Annotated in this window: 13 protein-coding genes; 11 read left to right on the forward strand and 2 right to left on the reverse strand. The window is 72.0% G+C overall.

Features of this window, described 5'->3' with window-relative positions; all coding sequences use genetic code 11:
* Positions 1-3: 3 nt before the first annotated feature.
* From rodA to galE, 11 genes are all read left to right on the forward strand, one after another.
* The gene (rodA, locus tag ABT034_RS01330) at positions 4-1203 is read left to right on the forward strand and encodes a rod shape-determining protein RodA (protein ID WP_351209975.1); all 1200 of its coding nucleotides are present in this window, start codon (positions 4-6) and stop codon (positions 1201-1203) included.
* A gap of 19 nt (positions 1204-1222) precedes the next feature.
* On the forward strand, positions 1223-2737 hold the full coding sequence (locus ABT034_RS01335; RefSeq protein WP_351209977.1) for a CYTH and CHAD domain-containing protein: 1515 nt from the start codon (positions 1223-1225) through the stop codon (positions 2735-2737).
* Positions 2738-2789: 52 nt separating this feature from the next.
* Complete coding sequence (locus ABT034_RS01340) at positions 2790-4718, forward strand: TIGR03960 family B12-binding radical SAM protein (protein WP_351209979.1); 1929 nt, start codon at positions 2790-2792, stop codon at positions 4716-4718.
* 76 nt (positions 4719-4794) lie between these two features.
* The gene (locus ABT034_RS01345; protein WP_351209981.1) at positions 4795-5862 is read left to right on the forward strand and encodes a hypothetical protein; all 1068 of its coding nucleotides are present in this window, start codon (positions 4795-4797) and stop codon (positions 5860-5862) included.
* A gap of 122 nt (positions 5863-5984) precedes the next feature.
* Positions 5985-6776, forward strand: a complete 792-nt coding sequence (locus tag ABT034_RS01350) for a TIGR03936 family radical SAM-associated protein (RefSeq protein ID WP_351209983.1) — start codon at positions 5985-5987, stop codon at positions 6774-6776.
* Positions 6777-7009: 233 nt separating this feature from the next.
* The gene (locus tag ABT034_RS01355) at positions 7010-10762 is read left to right on the forward strand and encodes an Rne/Rng family ribonuclease (protein WP_351209985.1); all 3753 of its coding nucleotides are present in this window, start codon (positions 7010-7012) and stop codon (positions 10760-10762) included.
* A gap of 246 nt (positions 10763-11008) precedes the next feature.
* Positions 11009-11329 carry a 50S ribosomal protein L21 gene (rplU, locus tag ABT034_RS01360; RefSeq protein ID WP_015033583.1) on the forward strand — a complete coding sequence of 107 codons (321 nt, stop codon included), beginning with the start codon at positions 11009-11011 and terminating at the stop codon, positions 11327-11329.
* A gap of 13 nt (positions 11330-11342) precedes the next feature.
* On the forward strand, positions 11343-11597 hold the full coding sequence (gene rpmA, locus ABT034_RS01365) for a 50S ribosomal protein L27 (protein WP_030317577.1): 255 nt from the start codon (positions 11343-11345) through the stop codon (positions 11595-11597).
* Positions 11598-11704: 107 nt separating this feature from the next.
* Positions 11705-13144: a GTPase ObgE gene (obgE, locus tag ABT034_RS01370; protein ID WP_351209987.1), complete on the forward strand. Its 1440-nt coding sequence runs from the start codon at positions 11705-11707 to the stop codon at positions 13142-13144.
* A 76-nt stretch (positions 13145-13220) separates the two neighbouring features.
* Positions 13221-14909: a glycosyltransferase family 2 protein gene (locus ABT034_RS01375; RefSeq protein ID WP_351209989.1), complete on the forward strand. Its 1689-nt coding sequence runs from the start codon at positions 13221-13223 to the stop codon at positions 14907-14909.
* A 16-nt stretch (positions 14910-14925) separates the two neighbouring features.
* Entirely contained in the window at positions 14926-15912 is a 987-nt protein-coding gene (galE, locus tag ABT034_RS01380; RefSeq protein ID WP_351209990.1) for a UDP-glucose 4-epimerase GalE, read from the forward strand.
* Between the two features lie 108 nt (positions 15913-16020).
* On the opposite strand, the gene ABT034_RS01385 is transcribed toward galE, so the two are convergent.
* Positions 16021-17127, reverse strand: coding sequence for a glycosyltransferase (locus ABT034_RS01385; RefSeq protein ID WP_351210419.1), 1107 nt, complete (start codon positions 17125-17127; stop codon positions 16021-16023).
* Between the two features lie 62 nt (positions 17128-17189).
* Positions 17190-20060, reverse strand: coding sequence for a bifunctional glycosyltransferase/CDP-glycerol:glycerophosphate glycerophosphotransferase (locus ABT034_RS01390; RefSeq protein ID WP_351209991.1), 2871 nt, complete (start codon positions 20058-20060; stop codon positions 17190-17192).
* Between the last annotated feature and the right edge of the window lie 359 nt (positions 20061-20419).

Consider the following 20419-nt stretch of genomic DNA (forward strand, 5'->3'; position numbering starts at 1 on the left):
CCGATGGCGTTCCGCAAGCGCTTCTCCGTCTCCCGGTACTCCCCGGACCGCGGCCCCGTCGGGCGGCTCACCGCCCGCGACTCGGTGCTGCGCAGGCTCGACTGGCCGATGCTCCTCTCGGCGCTCACGCTCTCCCTCGTCGGCGCCCTGCTCGTCTGGTCCGCCACCCGGGGCCGCACCGAGCTGAACCAGGGCGACCCGTACTACTTCCTCTTCCGCCACCTGCTCAACACCGGCATCGGGCTCGTCCTGATGATCGGCACGATCTGGCTCGGCCACCGCACCCTGCGCGGCGCGGTCCCCGTCCTCTACGGCATCTCGATCCTGCTGATCCTCGCCGTCCTCACCCCGCTCGGCGCCACCATCAACGGCGCCCACGCGTGGATCGTCATCGGCGGCGGCTTCTCGCTCCAGCCCAGCGAGTTCGTGAAGATCACCATCATCCTGGTCATGGCGGTCCTGCTCGCCGCCAAGGTCGACGCCGGCGACCAGCTCCACCCCGACCACGGCACCGTCGCCAAGGCCCTCGTCCTGGCCGCCCTGCCCATGGGCATCGTCATGCTGATGCCCGACCTCGGCTCCGTCATGGTCATGGCCGTCATCGTGCTCGGGGTCCTGCTCGCCTCCGGCGCCTCCAACCGCTGGGTCCTCGGCCTGATCGGCGCCGGCGTCGGCGGCGCCGTCCTCGTCACCGCGCTCGGCATGCTCGACGAGTACCAGCTCAACCGCTTCGCCGCCTTCGCCAACCCCGAACTCGACCCCGCCGGCGTCGGCTACAACACCAACCAGGCACGCATCGCGATCGGCTCCGGCGGCCTCACCGGCGCCGGCCTGTTCAAGGGCCACCAGACCACCGGCCAGTTCGTGCCCGAACAGCAGACCGACTTCATCTTCACCGTCGCCGGCGAGGAACTCGGCTTCGTCGGCGCCGGACTCATCCTCGTCCTCCTCGGCGTCGTCCTCTGGCGCGCCTGCCGCATCGCCCGCGAGACCACCGAGCTCTACGGCACGGTCGTCGCCGCCGGCATCATCGCCTGGTTCGCCTTCCAGTCCTTCGAGAACATCGGCATGACCCTCGGCATCATGCCGGTCGCGGGCCTGCCCCTGCCCTTCGTCTCGTACGGCGGCTCGTCGATGTTCGCGGTGTGGGTGGCGATCGGACTCCTCCAGTCGATCAAGGCACAGCGACCCATGACGGCGTGACGACGGCTAGATTCGAGGTATGGCCGAGACGAAACGCGAGATCGAGCGGAAGTACGAAGCCACGGGAGAGACTCCGGTACCGGACCTGACACGGGTCTCCGGAGTCTCCGCGGTCGTGGACCGGGGCGTCATGGAACTCGACGCCGTCTACTACGACACCCCCGACCTGCGCCTCGCCGCCGACGCACTCACCCTCCGCCGCCGCACCGGAGGCGACGACGAGGGCTGGCACATCAAGTTCCCCGTCACCTCCGGCATCCGCGACGAGATCAGGGCCCCGCTGGCCGACACCCTCCCGGGTGAGCTGGCGGGGCTGCTGCGTTCCCGGGTCCGCGGCGACGAGGTGGTCCCCGTCGTCCGGCTCCGCTCCGCACGGGACGTCCGCCACCTCCTCACCGATGACGGCACCCTCCTCGCCGAACTGTCCGTCGACACCGTCCACGCCGAACGGCTGCCGAAGGGCGGGAAGGCCACCTGGACCGAGATCGAGGTGGAACTCGCCGACCACACCGACCCGGCCGTCCTCGACGCCGTCGAGAAACGCCTCCGCAAAGCCGGCATCCGCCCCTCCACGGCCCCGTCCAAACTGGCCAAGGCCCTCACGGACACCGGCGCGGAACCCCGCCCGGCGGCCACCCCCGGGAAACCCGGCACCGCCGGAGCCGCCGTCCTCACCTACGTACGCGAACAGGTCGACGCGATCGTCGCCCACGACCCGGCCGTACGACGCGAGCTGCCCGACGCCGTCCACCAGATGCGGGTCGCCTGCCGCCGGCTGCGCAGCACCTTCAAGACGCACCGGCGCGTCCTCGACCGGAACACCACCGACGCCCTCGGCGAGGAACTGAAATGGCTCGCCGGCGAGCTCGGCGTCGCCCGCGACCAGGAAGTCCTCGACAAACGACTCCGCGCCCACGTCGCGGACCTGCCCGAGGCCCTCGTCCTCGGCCCGGTCAAGGCCCGGCTGCGCCGCCGCGACGCCGCCCGCGGCAGCCACGCCCGGCGCCAGGCCCTCGCCGCCCTCGACTCCCCCCGCTACCTCACCCTCCTCGACGACCTCGACGCGCTCCTCACCGACCCGCCCGTGCGCGAGGCCGCCCGCCGCGACGCCCCGAAGGTCCTCGCCCGCGCCGTCCGCAAGGACCGCGACCGCCTCGCGGGCCGCGTCGAGCACGCCCTGGCCCTCGCCCCCGGCCACGAGCGCGACCTCGCCCTCCACGAGGCCCGCAAGGCCGCCAAACGCGCCCGGTACGCGGCCGACGCGGCCCGCCCCACCCTCGGAAAACCCGCCAAGCGCCTGGCGAAACGAGTGAAGGCCGTCCAGACCGTGCTCGGCGAGCACCAGGACGCCGTCGTCGCCCGCACGGCCCTGCGCGAACTCGGACTCCAGGCCCACGGCGTCGGCGAATCGGCCTTCACCTGGGGCCTTCTGTACGGACGCGAGGAAGCCGCCGCCGCGGCGGCCGAGCGGGAGCTCCCGGCGGTCTGGGCCGGTGCCTCGGCCCCCGGACTCGGGGCGGCTCTGACCCGCTGAGCACCGGGGTACGCTTGAGAGTCGCCCCCCTGCCAGCTCACGAAGGTTCGAGATGTCTGCTGCCGAGTCTGTCTTCCCGCAGCTCGAAGCTCTGCTCCCGCACGTGCAGAAGCCGATTCAGTACGTCGGTGGAGAGCTGAACTCCACGGTCAAGCCGTGGGAGTCCGCCGACGTCCGCTGGGCGCTGATGTACCCGGACGCGTACGAGGTCGGCCTGCCCAACCAGGGCGTCATGATCCTGTACGAGGTGCTGAACGAGCGGGAGGGCGTCCTGGCCGAGCGCACGTACAGCGTCTGGCCGGACCTCGAAGAGCTGATGCGCGAGCACGGCGTGCCCCAGTTCACCGTCGACTCGCACCGCCCCGTCGGCGCCTTCGACGTCTTCGGCCTGAGCTTCTCCACCGAGCTCGGCTACACGAACATGCTCACCGCCCTCGACCTCGCCGGCATCCCGCTGGAGGCGAAGGACCGGACCGTCGACCACCCCATCGTGCTCGCCGGCGGCCACGCCGCCTTCAACCCCGAGCCGATCGCGGACTTCATCGACGCGGCGGTCATCGGCGACGGCGAGCAGGCCGTCCTCGACATGACCGAGATCATTCGGACCTGGAAGGCCGAGGGCCGCCCGGGCGGCCGCGAGGAGGTCCTCTTCCGCCTCGCGAAGACCGGGAACGTCTACATCCCGCGCTTCTACGACGTCGAGTACCTCCCGGACGGCCGCATCGGCCGTGTCGTCCCCAACAGGTCCGGCGTGCCGTGGCGCGTCTCGAAGCACACCGTCATGGACCTCGACGAGTGGCCGTACCCCAAGCAGCCCCTCGTACCGCTCGCGGAGACCGTCCACGAGCGCATGTCCGTCGAGATCTTCCGCGGCTGCACCCGCGGCTGCCGTTTCTGCCAGGCCGGCATGATCACGCGCCCCGTGCGGGAGCGAAGCATCACCGGCATCGGCGAGATGGTCGAGAAGGGTCTCAAGGCGACGGGCTTCGAGGAGGTCGGCCTCCTCTCCCTCTCCTCCGCGGACCACACCGAGATCGGTGAGATCGCGAAGGGCCTCGCCGACCGCTACACGGACGACAAGGTGGGCCTGTCCCTGCCCTCGACCCGCGTCGACGCGTTCAACGTCGACCTGGCGAACGAGCTCACGCGCAACGGCCGCCGCTCCGGCCTCACCTTCGCCCCCGAGGGCGGCTCCGAGCGCATGCGCAAGGTCATCAACAAGATGGTCTCGGAGGAGGACCTCATCCGGACCGTCTCCACCGCGTACGGCAACGGCTGGCGCCAGGTGAAGCTGTACTTCATGTGCGGCCTGCCGACGGAGACCGACGAGGACGTCCTCCAGATCGCCGACATGGCGATGAACGTGATCGCCGAGGGCCGCAAGGTCTCGGGCCAGAACGACATCCGCTGCACCGTCTCCATCGGCGGCTTCGTCCCCAAGCCGCACACCCCCTTCCAGTGGGCCCCGCAGCTCTCCGCCGAGGAGACCGACGAGCGCCTGCGGAAGCTCCGCGACAAGATCCGCGGCGACAAGAAGTACGGCCGCTCCATCGGCTTCCGCTACCACGACGGCAAGCCCGGCATCGTCGAGGGCCTCCTCTCCCGCGGCGACCGCCGCCTCGGCGCGGTCATCCGCGCGGTGTACGAGGACGGCGGCCGCTTCGACGGCTGGCGCGAGCACTTCTCGTACGACCGCTGGATGGCCTGCGCCGAGAAGACGCTGCCGTCCGTGGGCGTCGACGTCGCCTGGTACACCACCCGCGAGCGCACCTACGAGGAGGTCCTGCCCTGGGACCACCTGGACTCGGGCCTCGACAAGGACTGGCTCTGGGAGGACTGGCAGGACTCGCTCGACGAGACCGAGGTCGAGGACTGCCGCTGGACCCCGTGCTTCGACTGCGGCGTCTGCCCGCAGATGGACACCCACATCCAGATCGGCCCCACCGGCAAGAAGCTGCTGCCGCTGACGGTCGTGAAGTAGGCCCGTTCGGGTAACACTCCGGCGACGGCCCGGCGCGAGGGGAAACCCTCGGCCGGGCCGTCGCGTCATCTCCGGCATGAGCATGGAGAACCCGCCGCCGCCCGCGCTGATCCGCATCCCGGTCCGGATCGTCGTGCTGGTCGTCGTCCTCCCGGTCCGCGTGGTCTGGGACGTCCTCACGGCGACGGCCCGCCTCCTCGACCGCACGGTCCTCCGGCCGACGGGCCGGGGCCTCGGGTGGGTGCTCAGCGGGGTTGGGGCCGGGGCCCGTTTCCTGGGGAACGCGCTGTTCGTGTGGCCGTGGCTCGGGCTCTGGCGGTACGTGGTCGTGCCCGGCTGCCGGTACGGGATCGCCGTACCCAGCGTCTGGCTGTACCGGCGGGTCCTCGTCCCGCTCGGCCGCGGGGTCCTGTTCCTGCTTGAGAAGCTGGTCCTCGTACCCCTCGCCGCGCTCTTCCGGTACGTCCTGGCGCCCCTGTTCCGGTACGGCGTGGTCGTGCCCGTCCGCTGGTTCGACCGGTACGTGCTGACGCCGGTCGGCGAGGGGCTCGGGTGGTTCCTTCCCCGGTTCGGCCGGATCCTGGCGGGGGTCCTGTTCGTGTGGCCGTGGGTGGGGCTCTGGCGGTACGTGCTCGTGCCGGTCGTCGTGTACGGGCTCGTCCGGCCGCTCGGCTGGCTCTGGAACCGGGTCCTCGCCCCCGTCGGGCGGGAGGTCCGGGACGCGCTCGCCCTCTGCTGGCGCGCCGCCGGCTTCGTGTCCCGCGCCGTCGGCCGCGTCCTCGCACGGCTCGCCCGGATCCTCGTGGTGGTGCCCGTCGTGTGGGTCTGGGTCTCCGTCGTCCGGCCGACCGGGCGGTGGGTCCGCGACACCGTCCGGCCGGCCGCGCGGTGGGTGCGCGACAGCCTCTGGGCCCCGGCCCGCAGAGTCGCCGTCGAGACCGGGCGGGCCGCCAAGGACGCCCTCGCCGCCGCCCGCGCCGCCGTCCGCCAGGCCCGCCGGGACACCTGGCGCGCCCTGGGCGGCGCGGCACGGACGGACCGGCCCGGGGAACCGGAGGTGGCTCGGGCGCGTACTCTGGGTAGTACAACGAACGTTCCCGGCGCGGCGCCCGCCCCCGAGATCTCCCCGCGAAAGCGGGGGTGAACCGGGCGGGACCCCCAGGACGACCCGTACATCTCGTGGGCGGCGCCACCCGCGTCGCCCCGCACCGAGGAGAAGAACCACTGGGCAAGCGACAGCCCGAAGGCCCGCCGCCCGCACCGGCGGTGCAGCGCATCCGACTGCGCTACACCAAGCGCGGCCGCCTCCGGTTCACCAGCCACCGTGACTTCCAGCGCGCTTTCGAGCGTGCCCTGCGCCGTGCCGAGGTGCCCATGGCGTACTCGGCCGGCTTCACCCCGCACCCCAAGGTGTCGTACGCCAACGCCGCCCCGACGGGAACGGGCTCCGAGGCCGAGTACCTGGAGATCGCCCTCACCGAGACGCGCGACCCGGAGACCCTGCGGGTCCTGCTCGACGAGTCCCTCCCGGCCGGCCTCGACATCACCGACGCCGTCGAGGCCCGGACCTCGGGCCTCGCCGACCGGCTCACCGCCTCCGTGTGGGAGCTGCGTCTCGAAGGCGTCACCGTCGAGGACGCCCAGAAGGCGACCGACGTGTTTCTCGCGGCCGAGACCGTGGAAGTACAGCGCAAGACCAAGAACGGCGTCCGCACCTTCGACGCGCGTTCCGCGGTCACCGAGCTGACGGCGACCCGCCCCCCGGGTGATCCCCAGGGTGATGGGCCGCTGGACAGCGCCTGTGCGATACTGCGGCTGGTTGTTCGGCACGTGACACCTGCCGTGCGACCCGACGACGTCCTGTCCGGTCTCCGAGCTGTGGCCGACCTGGCGCCGCCGGTCCCCGCTGCGGTGACCAGGCTGGCGCAGGGGCTCTTCGACGAGGAGTCCGGCACGGTGACCGACCCGCTCGCGCCCGACCGCGAGGCAGTCACGGCCGCATCAACCACGGCCGCCGCGACCGCCTCTGCGACGGCGCCGGGTGCAGGCATCGCGTAGGGAGCGGTCGTCGTAGCGCAGCCCTGGTACTCGGGAGCCACCTGGGTCGGGCCGCGCACTGACCAGAAGACTTTCGCCAGGCCGTCCGCACAGGGCGTACGGAACCGGCGAGCCAGACATAGAGCTCCCGTGCGGCGACCGCGCCCCGGACGACGGCACCGCGCCACAGGCGCGACCGTGCCGCCGGACCGGAACCAGGCGCGGCGCCCGGGAGCGTGACGGGAGAACCCCGCATGCTCGAGTCCAACGAAGACACCACTGCCCCCGGTGACAAGCTGCCGCCGCGCCGCAGGCGCCGCGCCGCTTCCCGCCCCGCCGGCCCGCCGGTGACGGACGCGACCACCGCGACCGACACCCCGGCGACCGCCGAGGCGCCGGCCGTCGAGGCCTCCGCAGGGGAGGCCGCCGAGGCCGCACCCGCGCCGCGGACCCGCCGCCGCGCCACCCGCAAGGCCACGTCGCCGGTGACCTCCACGGCCGCCGCCGAGAGCCCCGCCGAGACCCCGGAGCCCGCCCAGGCCGAGGTCGTCGAGGCCGTCGCGGAGGAGGCCCCCGAGGCCGCTCCGCCGGCCCGTACCCGCCGCCGGGCCACCCGTAAGGCCACCGCCCCGGCCGGCGCTCCGGCCGTCGAGGAGACGGTGGCCTCGGCCCCCGCGGCCGAGCCCGTCGAGGCCCCCGCCGAGGTCGCGGAGGAGGCCGCCGCGCCCGCCCCGCGTGCCCGCCGCCGTGCCACCCGTAGGGTCACCTCGCCCGAGGCGAGCTCCGAGACCCCCGCAGCCGCCGAGACCCCCGCGGCCGCCGAGACCGCCACCGGCGAGTCGCTTCCCCCGGCCGCCGTCGCGCAGATCGCCGCCGACGAGGCCGAGGTCACCGCCGCCGAGACCGCCGCCACCCGTGGCCGCGGCCGCCGTCGCGCGTCCTCCCCGCAGTTCACCGCCGAGCCGGCCCCGGCCCGCGAGCCGCGCCGAGCCGCGCGTCCCTCCGTCGCCGTCTTCCAGGCCCCGGTCTTCACCGAGCCGATGTTCCAGACCCCGGAGACCGCCGCCGCGGCCGCCGCCGCCGGCGTGGCGGAGCCGGAGGACGAGGAGCTGGTCGAGGCCGAGGAGACCGTCGAGGCCGAGGTCGTGGAGGCCCCCGAGCCCGCCGAGCGCGCCGAGACCGGCTCCCGCCGCCGCCGTCGCCGCCGTGGCGAGCCCGTCGCCGTCGAGCCCGTCCCGGCCACCGTCGCCGACGAGCCCGAGGTCGAGGCCGTGGCCGACGAGATCGACGAGGCCGAGGAGGCCGACGACTCGGACGAGTACGAGGACCGCCCGTCGCGCCGTCGCCGCCGTGGTGGCCGTCGCCGCCGCCGCGGAGAGCTCACCGAGGTCGAGGAGGCCGAGGAGGGCGAGGAGCCGCGCTCCGACGAGTCCGAGGACTCCGAGGAGGAGCAGGACGAGGAGCACGACGAGGCCGACGGCTTCGCCGGCGGTTCCAGCAGCTCCCGCCGTCGCCGTCGCCGCCGCCGTCGCAGCGGTGACGCCTCCGCCGACGCCGAGGGCGCCGAAGAGGACGGCGTCCGTACGGTCGTCAAGGTCCGCGAGCCCCGCCCGGCCCGCGAGAAGGCCGAGCCCGGCACCGGCGCCGACGAGGTCCAGTCCATCAAGGGCTCGACCCGCCTGGAAGCCAAGAAGCAGCGCCGCCGCGAGGGCCGCGAGCAGGGCCGCCGCCGCGTCCCGATCATCACCGAGGCCGAGTTCCTCGCCCGCCGCGAGGCCGTCGAGCGCGTCATGGTCGTCCGCCAGAACGGCGAGCGCACCCAGATCGGCGTCCTCGAGGACAACGTGCTCGTCGAGCACTACGTCAACAAGGAGCAGGCCACCTCGTACGTCGGCAACGTCTACCTGGGCAAGGTCCAGAACGTGCTGCCGTCCATGGAGGCCGCCTTCGTCGACATCGGCAAGGGCCGCAACGCCGTCCTGTACGCCGGTGAGGTCAACTTCGAGGCGCTCGGCATGGGCAACGGCCCGCGCCGCATCGAGACCGCCCTCAAGTCAGGCCAGTCGGTCCTCGTACAGGTCACGAAGGACCCGATCGGCCACAAGGGCGCCCGCCTGACCAGCCAGGTCTCGCTGCCCGGCCGCTACCTCGTGTACGTGCCCGAAGGCTCGATGACCGGCATCAGCCGCAAGCTCCCGGACACCGAGCGCGCCCGCCTCAAGACCATCCTCAAGAAGATCGTCCCCGAGGACGCGGGCGTCATCGTGCGCACCGCCGCCGAGGGCGCGAGCGAGGACGAGCTGCGCCGTGACGTCGAGCGGCTCCAGGCGCAGTGGGAGGACATCCAGAAGAAGGCGAAGAGCGGCAACGCGCCGACGCTGCTCTACGGTGAGCCGGACATGACCGTCCGGGTCGTCCGCGACATCTTCAACGAGGACTTCTCCAAGGTCATCGTCAGCGGTGACGAGGCGTGGGAGACCATCCACGGGTACGTCCACCACGTCGCGCCCGACCTGACCGACCGCCTGTCCCGGTGGACGAGCGAGGTCGACGTCTTCGCGACGTACCGGATCGACGAGCAGCTCATGAAGGCGCTCGACCGCAAGGTCTGGCTGCCGAGCGGCGGCTCGCTGGTGATCGACAAGACCGAGGCGATGATCGTCGTCGACGTCAACACCGGCAAGTTCACCGGCCAGGGCGGCAACCTCGAAGAGACCGTGACGAGGAACAACCTCGAAGCGGCCGAGGAGATCGTGCGCCAGCTGCGGCTGCGCGACCTCGGCGGCATCGTCGTCATCGACTTCATCGACATGGTCCTGGAGTCCAACCGCGACCTGGTGCTCCGCCGCCTCCTGGAGTGCCTGGGCCGGGACCGGACCAAGCACCAGGTGGCCGAGGTCACCTCGCTGGGCCTGGTCCAGATGACCCGCAAGCGGGTCGGCCAGGGCCTCCTGGAGTCCTTCTCCGAGACCTGCGTCCACTGCAACGGCCGCGGTGTCATCGTGCACATGGAGCAGCCGACCACCGCCGGTGGCGGTGGCGGCGGCAAGCGCTCGAAGAAGCGCGGCCGCGGCGGCGCCGAGCACGTCCACGAGCACGAGCACGCCGAGGCCGTGGAGACCGACGTCGAGACCCTGGTCGAGACCGAGGCCGAGGTCGCCGCCGAGCTGGCCGCCCCGGTGGCCCTGCCCGAGCCGATCGCCCCCGACGAGGAGCTGTACGGCTCCGTCGCCGAGGCCGAGGCCGCCGCCACGCGCGGTCGTGGCCGCCGTCGCGCCACCCGCAGGGTGTCCGCGCCGGTCGCCCCCCGGCCGGTCGTGGAGACCGAGACGGTCGAGTACGAGGCGAGGCCGGAGCGGGCCGCGGCGCCGGAACCCGTCGTGGAGCCGGTCGCCGAGGCTGTCGTCGAGCCCGTCGCCGAGCCGGTGGTCGAGGAGACCGCCCCGGCGCCGCGCGGCCGTCGCCGTGCCACGCGCCGGGCGACCTCCCCGGTCGTCTCGACCACGGAGCCGGCCGCCGAGCCGACCGCTGCCGAGCCGGCCGCCGCCGAGCCCGTGGTGGCCGAGCCGGTCGCCGAGGCCGCGCCGGAGCCGGTCGTGGAGCAGGTCAGCGAGCCCGTCGCCGAGGCCGTCGTCGAGCCCGTCGTCGAGGAGGCCCCCGTGGCCGCCCCGCCGCGTGCCCGCCGCCGGGTGGTCCGTAAGGCCACCGCTCCCGCCGGTTCGCCCTCGGGCGCCGAGGAGGCCGCCGTCGTCGTGGTGACCACGGTTCCGGCCGAGGCCCCCGAAGCCACCGAGGCCGCTGACGTGTCCGCCGATGCCGAGGCCGAGTCCGCCCCCGTCAAGAAGACGGCGGCGCGCAAGACCGCGGCGAAGAAGACCACGGCCAAGAAGGCCGCCACCAAGAAGACGGCGGCGACCAAGAAGACCGCGGCGAAGAAGACCACCACCGCCAAGAAGGCCCCGGCGAAGAAGGCGGCGGAGAAGACCGCCGCCCCTTCCCAGGACTGACCGGCGGGGTACGGGCCGCCTCCGTGACACGGGGGCGGCCCGTACCGCCCGGGCGAATTTGACCCTCGCAGGCAGCCGCCCGTAACCTAGACCGTCGGCGTGTCTATCGACGCGCCGCGCCTCTGAGCAACTCCCTCCCGCTCGTCGGGAGAGGCCGCTCGTCCGATTCCGGAACGCCGCGGGCCCTCGGGTCCGTGTGAGCGGCTGGCTTCAGAGGTTTCGATCCCGAGTGAGAGAGAGATCCGCGTGTACGCCATCGTGCGCAGCGGTGGTCGCCAGCACAAGGTTGCTGTCGGCGACATCGTTGAGGTTGACAAGATTTCCACTGCCAAGGTTGGCGACACGGTCGAGCTCTCGACCCTGCTCGTTGTCGACGGCGACGCCGTGACCAGCGACCCGTGGGTCCTGGCCGGCATCAAGGTCACGGCCGAGGTCGTGGACCACCACAAGGGCGCCAAGATCGACATCCTGCGCTACAAGAACAAGACCGGCTACCGCCGTCGCCAGGGTCACCGCCAGCAGTACACGGCGATCAAGGTCACCGGTATCCCCGCGGCTGCGAAGTAAGAGGGACTGAGACATGGCACACAAGAAGGGCGCATCGTCCACCCGGAACGGGCGCGACTCGAATGCCCAGCGGCTCGGCGTGAAGCGCTTCGGCGGTCAGGTCGTCAACGCGGGTGAGATCCTGATCCGCCAGCGTGGCACCCACTTCCACCCGGGCTCCGGCGTCGGCCGTGGCGGCGACGACACGCTGTTCGCCCTGCAGGCCGGTTCGGTGCAGTTCGGCACCCACCGTGGCCGCAAGGTCGTGAACATCGTTCCGGTCGCCTGATCGGATCTTTGCGGAGGCGGACCTCACTTCCCGTACGGGAAGCGGGTCCGCCTTTCGCGTGTTACTAGATAGACATTCCACCCAGAAGTAACTGGAGGCACAGAACCATGACCACCTTCGTGGACCGCGTCGAGCTGCATGTCGCCGCGGGTAACGGGGGCCACGGCTGCGCCTCCGTTCACCGGGAGAAGTTCAAGCCGCTCGGCGGACCCGACGGCGGCAACGGCGGCCGCGGCGGCGATGTGACCCTGGTCGTCGACCAGGCGGTCACCACGCTCCTCGAGTACCACCACTCGCCCCACCGCAAGGCGACCAACGGGCAGCCCGGCGCCGGTGACAACCGCTCCGGCAAGGACGGCCAGGACCTGGTCCTGACCGTGCCCGACGGCACCGTCGTCCTCGACAAGCAGGGCAACGTGCTCGCCGACCTGGTCGGCCAGGGCACCACCTTCGTCGCGGGCCAGGGCGGCCGCGGCGGCCTCGGCAACGCGGCTCTGTCCTCCGCGCGCCGCAAGGCCCCCGGCTTCGCGCTCCTCGGCGAGCCCGGCGAGTCGCGGGACATCGTCCTGGAGCTGAAGACCGTCGCCGACGTGGCGCTCGTCGGCTACCCCAGCGCCGGCAAGTCCTCGCTCATCTCGGTCCTCTCGGCTGCCAAGCCGAAGATCGCGGACTACCCCTTCACCACGCTCGTCCCGAACCTGGGCGTCGTCACGGCCGGTTCGACCGTCTACACGATCGCCGACGTGCCGGGTCTGATCCCGGGCGCCAGCCAGGGCCGCGGTCTGGGCCTGGAGTTCCTGCGCCACGTGGAGCGCTGCTCGGTCCTCGTGCACGTCCTGGACACCGCGACCCTCGAGTCCGACCGTGACCCGGTGACCGACCTCGACATCATCGAGGAGGAGCTCCGGCAGTACGGCGGCCTGGAGGACCGGCCCCGCATCGTCGTGCTCAACAAGGTCGACATCCCGGACGGCCAGGACCTCGCGGACATGATCCGCCCGGACCTGGAGGAGCGCGGCTACCAGGTGTTCGAGGTCTCCGCCGTGGCCCGTCTCGGCCTCAAGGAGCTCTCCTTCGCGCTCGCCGGCATCGTCGCGGAGGCGCGCGCGGCCAAGCCGCAGGAGGAGGCGACCCGTATCGTCATCCGCCCGAAGGCCGTCGACGACGCGGGCTTCACGGTCACGTACGACGAGGCCGAGGAGGTGTACCGGGTGCGCGGCGAGAAGCCGGAGCGCTGGGTCCGCCAGACCGACTTCAACAACGACGAGGCCGTGGGCTACCTGGCCGACCGCCTCAACCGCCTCGGCGTCGAGGACCAGCTGATGAAGGCGGGCGCCCGCGCGGGCGACGGCGTCGCGATCGGCTCCCTGGAGAACGCGGTCGTCTTCGACTGGGAGCCGTCGATGATGGCCGGCGCCGAGATGCTCGGCCGCCGCGGCGAGGACCATCGCCTGGAGGCCCCGCGCCCGGCGGCCCAGCGCCGCCGCGACCGCGACGCGGAGCGGGACGACCCCCAGCGCGAGTTCGACGAGTTCGACCCGTTCTAGTTCGACCCGTTCTAGCGGAGCGGGGGCGCCTCGGTCGGCCGACGGCCGGGGCGGGGCGCTCCCGTAGGATCCTGGTGTGAGTACCGCCCCCACGACCGAGACCGCAGCCAGGCTCAGCGTCGTCGTCATCGCCTACAACGACGAGGCACTGGTCGGTGAGGCCATCAGGTCGGCGCTCGACCAGGGGCCCGTGGTCGCCGAGGTCGTGGCGGTCGACGACTGCTCCGGTGACGGGACGGCGCGGGTGCTCGACGAGCTGGCCGCCCTGCACCCCCGGCTGCGGGTGGTGCGCCGCACGGAGAACAGCGGGGGCTGCGGCACCCCGCGCAACGACGGCATCCGCGCCGCCACCGCCCCGTACGTCATGTTCCTCGACAGTGACGACGTCCTGCCCGCCGGCGCCGCCGAGGCCCTGGTCGCCGCCGCGGAGCGGCACCGCGCCCCGGTGGCCGTCGGCGTGTGCGTACGGCGTGAACTCCCCGAGGGCAGGGACGTCCGCTGGCAGCCCGAGCTCTACCGGGAGCCGGCCGTCCTGGAGTCGCCCGAGGAGCTGCGCCCCCTCCTCCACGACACCCTCTGCGTCAACAAGGTGTACGACCGCGCCTTCCTCGAAGAGCACGGCATCCGCTTCCCCGACGGCCGTTTCGTCTACGAGGACTTCCTCTTCACCGCCCGGGTGTACGCCGCCGCCCCCCGCGTCGCCGTGATCCCGGACACCGTCTACGTCTGGCACGTCCGCCGGGCCGCCGCCCAGTTGTCGATCTCCCTCGACCGACAGGGCGTCTCCAACTGGCAGGACCGGATCGCCGCCCATCGCGCTGCCGTCGCGACCTTCGCCGAGGCGGGCCGCGAGGAACTCGCCGCCGCCTGCCGCACCAAGTTCCTCGAACACGACCTGCGGATGTACGCCAGGGACCTGCGGCTGCGCGACGCCGCCCACCGCGCCGCGTGGTGGGCGGCCACCCGCGAGCACCTGGCCGGCTTCCAGGAGCCGGAGATCGCCGCCGCCGCCGCACCCGCCCGCTGGACGGCCCGTTTCCTGCTGGCCGCGGAGGAGCCGCGGGACCTGCTCCGGCTGTCCCGGCTGTGCGCGAACCCGGCTCGGCTGCTCCCGCCGTACGCCGGCACCCCCGCCGCGGCCGTCTGGGCCGAGGACCTGCCGGAGGCCCGCCTCGACGGCATGGACCGGTCGCCGCTCGACGAACTGCCGCTCGTCGTGGACGCCGTCTCGCGCGCCGGCGGCGGCTTCCTGCACTTCACGGTGCGGGACCTGTACGGACGGCTCGCCGAGGCCGGCCCCCGCACCGCCGAACTCGCGTTCCTGCCGCGCGGCGACGCCGAGCCCGCCCGTACCGAACGGGTCGAGCTGCGCGCCGGCGCCGGGGCGGACGGAGCGGAGGGGACGGAAGGGGCCGAGGGAGCCGGGGGAGCCGAGGGAGCGGAGGGCCGCTGGAGCGCCCGCGTCCCGGTCCGGTTCACCGGACTGGCCGACGAGGGCCGCCGCCGCGGCCGTCAGGGCGTCCAGCTGTGGGACATCACCGTCACGGTGACCTGTGCGAATGGTGAGTCGTACACCACTTCGCTCCGCCCGCAGGACGCTTCCCCGCGGCGCTCGGTGCTTCCGAGCACCCGGTACGGTGTACTCCTTGTGCAGGAGTACGACACGGCGAACGGGTCGCTGGCGGTGCGGATCGCCCCCGGCGCCCGCGACGGGCTCCGCGCGGTCGGAGCCCGGCTCCGTCGGCTTGTCCGCAGTTCTCAGTGAAAGGGTTTGGGGCGCTATGACTTATCTGATCACCGGCGGTGCCGGATACATCGGCTCACACGTGGTCCGCGCCATGACGCAGGCGGGCGAGCGGGTCGTCGTCCTCGACGACCTGTCCACGGGGTACGAGGAGCGGGTGCCCGAAGGCGTCCCCCTGGTGGTCGGCTCCACCCTCGACCGCGAGGTCCTGGACCGGACGATCGCCGAACACGGTGTGACGGGCGTCGTCCACCTCGCGGCCAAGAAGCAGGTCGGCGAGTCCGTCGAACTGCCGCTGCACTACTACCGCGAGAACATCATCGGCCTCACCGTCCTCCTTGAGGCGGTCGCCGCCGCGGGCGTGCGCAACTTCCTCTTCTCCTCCTCGGCCGCCGTCTACGGCATGCCGGACGTCGCCCTCGTCACCGAGGAGACCCCCTGCCTGCCGCTGAGCCCGTACGGCGAGACCAAGCTCGCCGGTGAGTGGCTGGTCCGCGCCGCGGGCGCCGCCCACGGCATCTCCACCGCCTGCCTGCGCTACTTCAACGTGGCCGGCGCGGCGACCCCCGAGCTCGCCGACACCGGCGTCTTCAACCTGGTCCCGATGGTCTTCGAGCGCCTCGACGCCGGGGAGTCCCCGCGCGTCTTCGGCGACGACTACGACACTCCCGACGGCACCTGCATCCGCGACTACATCCACGTCGAGGACCTGGCCGACGCCCACCTCGTCGCGGCGCGCAAGCTCGCGGAGTGGGCCGAGGCGGGCGAGCCGCGCGACCTGACCGTCAACATCGGCCGCGGTGAGGGCGTCTCCGTCACCGAGATGGTCGCGCTGATCAACGAGATCACCGGCCACACGGCCGAGCCGCTCGTCACCCCGCGCCGCGCCGGCGACCCCGCCCGGGTCGTCGCCTCCGCCGACCGCATCGCCACCGAGCTGGGCTGGAAGGCCCGCTACGACGTGCGCGACATGATCGGTTCGGCGTGGGCCGGCTGGGTCGCCCGCCGCGGCGCCACCGTCTGACCCGAAGAGGGCGTACCGGAACGGGCGTACGGGAACGGGCCGGGGAGACATCTCCCCGGCCCGTTCCCGTAGGTACAGCGGGTACAGCAGGTGCTGCGGTGCGGACCGTCAGCGCTCCAGGAAGGTGAACAGCGCTTCCCAGCGGTCGGTGATCTCGTCGGCCGAGTACCGCTTCACGTTCTCGAAGGCGGCGTCGCCCATCCGGTCGCGCAGCTCCTTGTCGGAGATCAGCGTGCTGATGTGCGCGCCGAGTTCCATCGCGTTGCCGAGCCGCGCGAGCAGCCCGTCCTCGCCGTCCCTGATGATCTCCCGGACGCCGGGAGCGCAGTCGAACGCGGCACAGGGCACGCCCGCCGCCATCGCCTCCAGGAGCGTGATGGGGAAGCCCTCGGCACGGGACGCCTGCGCGAACACGGAGCCCTGGGAGAGCGCCCCGAGCACGTCGTTGGTACGGCCCATCCACTCCACGGACCCGTCGAGGCCCAGAGCGGTGGTCCGCTGCCGAAGAGGCTGCTCCTCGTCGCCGGCGCCGTAGATCCGCAGCTTCCAGTCGGGGTGACGGGAGGCGATCTCGGCCCAGCTGTCGAGCAGCATGTCGACGCCCTTCTCGTGCGAGAGGCGGCCGATCGAGACGACGACCTTCTCGCTGCGCGGCGCCGGGGCCGAGGGCATGAACGGCAGGGCGTTCGGCATGTGGCCGACGTTGTCCATGCCGGCGCGGATCCACTGGTCCGCGTCGCCGGGGGTGAGGACGAGGAGCCGGTCGACGTCCTTGTAGAAGCGCTTCACACGGGCGAGCCGGGAGGACCCGGCGCTGGCCGCGTACGACTCGTGGCTCATGCCGATCAGCACGTGGCCCTTGGTGTCGGCGAGGGAGACCCACTCCATCGCCCACACCTGGGTCACGATGACGACCGCGCCCGGCCGGGCGGCGGCGAAGAGCGCCGTCATCCGGTCCGCGCGCTCCCGCATCCCGGCGGCACGGGCGGCGTTGCGCCGCCGCTCCGCCGCGTTGAGCTTGCCCTTGAGACCGCGCAGCGGCTTCGCCTGCGGCGGGTGCGCGTCGTACAGCGTGGTGGTGTCGTACGGCAGCGGCTCCGGGAACTCGTGCTGCCGGCCGGCCGGGGCGGGAGTGATGCCGATGACGTGGACCTTGTGGCCACGGTCGGTGAACTCCCGGGCCATCTGGTGCGTCCAGGTGGTCACACCGCCCATCTCGTCCACGCTGTTGGAGACGATGAAGATGTCGCGGCCGCCGGACACGAGGGTCTGGTTGGTCACTTCCCGCTCCTGGTGAAGAACTTGGCGACGATCTGACGGGCCGCGTCGCCCCGGTCGTACTCGCTGAACTCGGCGTTGAACCGCTGACGGGCCGCCGCGTACTTGGTGTCGGCCTCGTCCTTGAAGTTGGCGATCACTCCGAAGAGCTCCTCCTCCGTGGCCACGACCGGGCCCGGCGCGCGCTCCTTCAGGTCGAAGTAGGTGCCCCGGTTCTCCTTGGCGTACTCGTCGTAGTCGTACGTGAAGAAGATCATCGGGCGGTCGAGCAGCCCGTAGTCGAACATCACGGACGAGTAGTCGGTGATCAGCCCGTCCGCGAGGGCGAGGATCGGGGTGATGTCGTGGTGACGGGAGACGTCGACGACCCGTCCGCTGACCGACGGCGGCAGGCTCACGCTGTTCAGGTAGTGCGTCCTGATCAGCAGGGTGTGGGTGTCGCCGAAGCGCTCGGCGAACTCCTCGATGTCGAACGGGGGCTGGAAGGCTCGCACCTTGCCGCCGGGGGCGGCCCGGAAGGTCGGCGCGTACAGCAGCACCTTCTTCTCCGGGTCGATGCCCAGCTCGGCCGCGAGCGGGCCGCGCTCCCTGACACCGGTCTCGGTCTCCTGGCGGCGCGCCTCGGCGAGATCGTCGTTGCGCGGGTAGCCGACGGGCAGCAGTACCTCGTCGCGGAGCCGGAAGCCCTTCGCGAGGGTGCGCCGGTCGTGCTCGCCCCTGATCAGGAAGTGGTCGAAGCGGTCCAGGGACTTCTGGAAGGAGGCCTGGGCGGCGAGCCCGCGTGCCTTGGTGTTGGGCTCGTCGAAGCCCATCCGCTTGAGGGCGGTTCCGTGCCAGGTCTGGATGTACGTGGTGCCCGGGCGCTTGGTGAGGCGCAGCGGGAAGCCCTGGTTGTCGATCCAGAACTCGGCCTGGGCGAGCGCCCGCAGGTACTGCCAGCTCCAGCGCTGCACCAGGGTGGCGTCCTCGGGGAAGCCGGTCGGCTTCGCGCCCGCGTAGGACCACACGGCGTCGAAGGGGACGCCCTGACGGCGCATCTCCTCGTAGATCGCCTTGGGGCTGTCGCTGTACTGCTTGCCGAGGTGGCTCTCGAAGACCACGAGGCCCTTGCGGATCGGCAGCTTGCTGTAGAAGTCGTGGTAGACGCGGAGCTTCGTCTCGCCCGAGTTCAGGTCCTTCTTCGCCTTGAGCAGGCGGCGCAGGCTCGTCTTCGCCAGCTGGGCGGTGCGCCCGTGCATGGCGCCCTCGATCATCGAGGAGGTGTGCACGGCCGCCTTGCCCTCGGCGGAGAGCACGTAGGAGAGGTTGCCCTTCTTCGTGATCTCGGGGACGAGGCGGTCGGAGACCAGCGTCGTCAGCCGCGGGCGGACCTTCAGGGCGCGGGCGTTGTCGAGGGACGTGGCGCCGACGGAGACCCGGGTGCGCAGCCGCTGGCCGTCGACCATGAGGATCAGGCGGACGTCCCAGACGGCGTCGATGATGCCGAGCGGGCGGACGGTCCGGGCGATGTCCGCCGTGCCCTCCCACTCGATCCACTGGCCGGCGTGCCGGATCGACGTCACCGGGATGTGGGCGGTCTTGCCGCCGACGCTGCGGCGGGCCGAGAACTCGAGGGCGGCGCTGATGTCGGCGTCCGGGGCGATCCGCCCCAGCGGGTTGACCACCCGGCCGGCGAGCTTGACGACGCCGTCGGTGCTCTCGTACGACGTCAGCTTGTTGCCGAGGGCGAGCGCCCTGAGCGGGCGGGTGTGGAAGCCGCGCGGGGTGACGTCGAGGATCTGACGGCCCTGCTCGGTGTCCAGGTGCCGGTCGCACCAGTAGATCTGGCCGTCGACCTCGGCGAGCGGGGAGGTGAGGCGGCCCGGGTTGGTGAGCGCCTCGGTGGCCGGGAGCAGGTTGTCCCAGTCCTCCTTGCTCAGCAGGTAGGCGCAGATGGCGTGCAGCGGCTGCACTTCCTCGTACGCCTGCGGGGCGATCTCGTCGAGGTAGCCGTTGGCCAGCTCGGCGAACTCGCGCCGGTAGTCCTCGTCGAGCAGCGCCAGGTCACGGAAGTGGAGGACCAGGTCGTGCTTGAGGAACTTGATGTCCTTGCGGTACTTGAGCTCGTCGTAGCCCTTGCTTTCCAGCAGGGCGTCCACACGGCGGTGGATCTCCATGCGGTGCACGAAGTTGGCGATCTCGTGGCGCCGGTTGCTGATCGACTTGGCGGCGGCGCTCTCCTGCACGTTCCAGTAGTAGACCGTGTTCGGGATGAGCGTGATCCGGCGCGCGGCGACGTAGGCCTGGGCCGAGAAGAGCAGGTCCTCGTAGTGGATGCCGACCGGGAACTCGAGCCCGGACTCCAGGAGGAACTCGCGGCGGTAGCACTTGTTCGTCGACAGCGTGTCGAAGGTCAGCAGGTCCGGCAGCTCGGTGATCGACTCGATCGTCCGGGTCTTGGAGTACAGCCAGGGGTACCAGGTGGTCTTCTTCTGGTTGCGGCTGTCCAGGTGCACGCGGACGCAGAGGCCGGCGACGATGTCGGAGCCGGTGCTCTCCGCGGCGTCCAGCATGTTGCGGCAGGCGTTGCGCTCGAGCACGTCGTCACTGTCGAGGAACATGACGTAGTCGCCGGCGCACTGCTGGATGCCGTGGTTGCGGGGCGCGCCGCAGCCGCCGCTGTTCTGCGGCAGTTGGAAGGCCCTGACCCGGTCAGGATGCGCGGCGGCGAGCGCCTGGGCGACCTCGAAGGTGCTGTCCTTGCTGCAGTCGTCGACGATCACCACTTCGACGCCGTGCAGAGTCTGATCCAGTACCGACTGAACGGCCGTCGGGAGACGCTCTGCGTCGTTGTACGCGATGACGACCACGGAGACGTCAGGCACTTGCACCTCGATCCACTTGTCTTTCCTCCAGGCACACCCAAGCTACCTGGTGTTTCCCGTCCGGTTCGTCGTGCGTTCCGACGATACGGCGCGCGCCGTGACCCGATCGTGACGGAGCGAACCGTACCCGTGAGGGCAACCATCCGGGCGTGTCGGGAGTCGCCCGTACGGGCGTTTCCAGTTCGACGACCTCCACGCAGGTCACGCGTGCCCAGCCGGTGCCCCGAGCGCTCCTCGCGGCCGAGCGCGCGCAGTGACGGGAAACACACCTCTTTCCAGGTTCCGCGGGGCGGAAACGGGGAAGAGGGGCGTCGGCTGCGGCGGACGGCGGACGCGACTGCCACGGGGCGGTCGGATCCGACCGT

This window comes from Streptomyces sp. NPDC002773, assembly GCF_040295605.1.
In the GTDB taxonomy this organism is placed as follows: Bacteria; Actinomycetota; Actinomycetes; order Streptomycetales; family Streptomycetaceae; genus Streptomyces.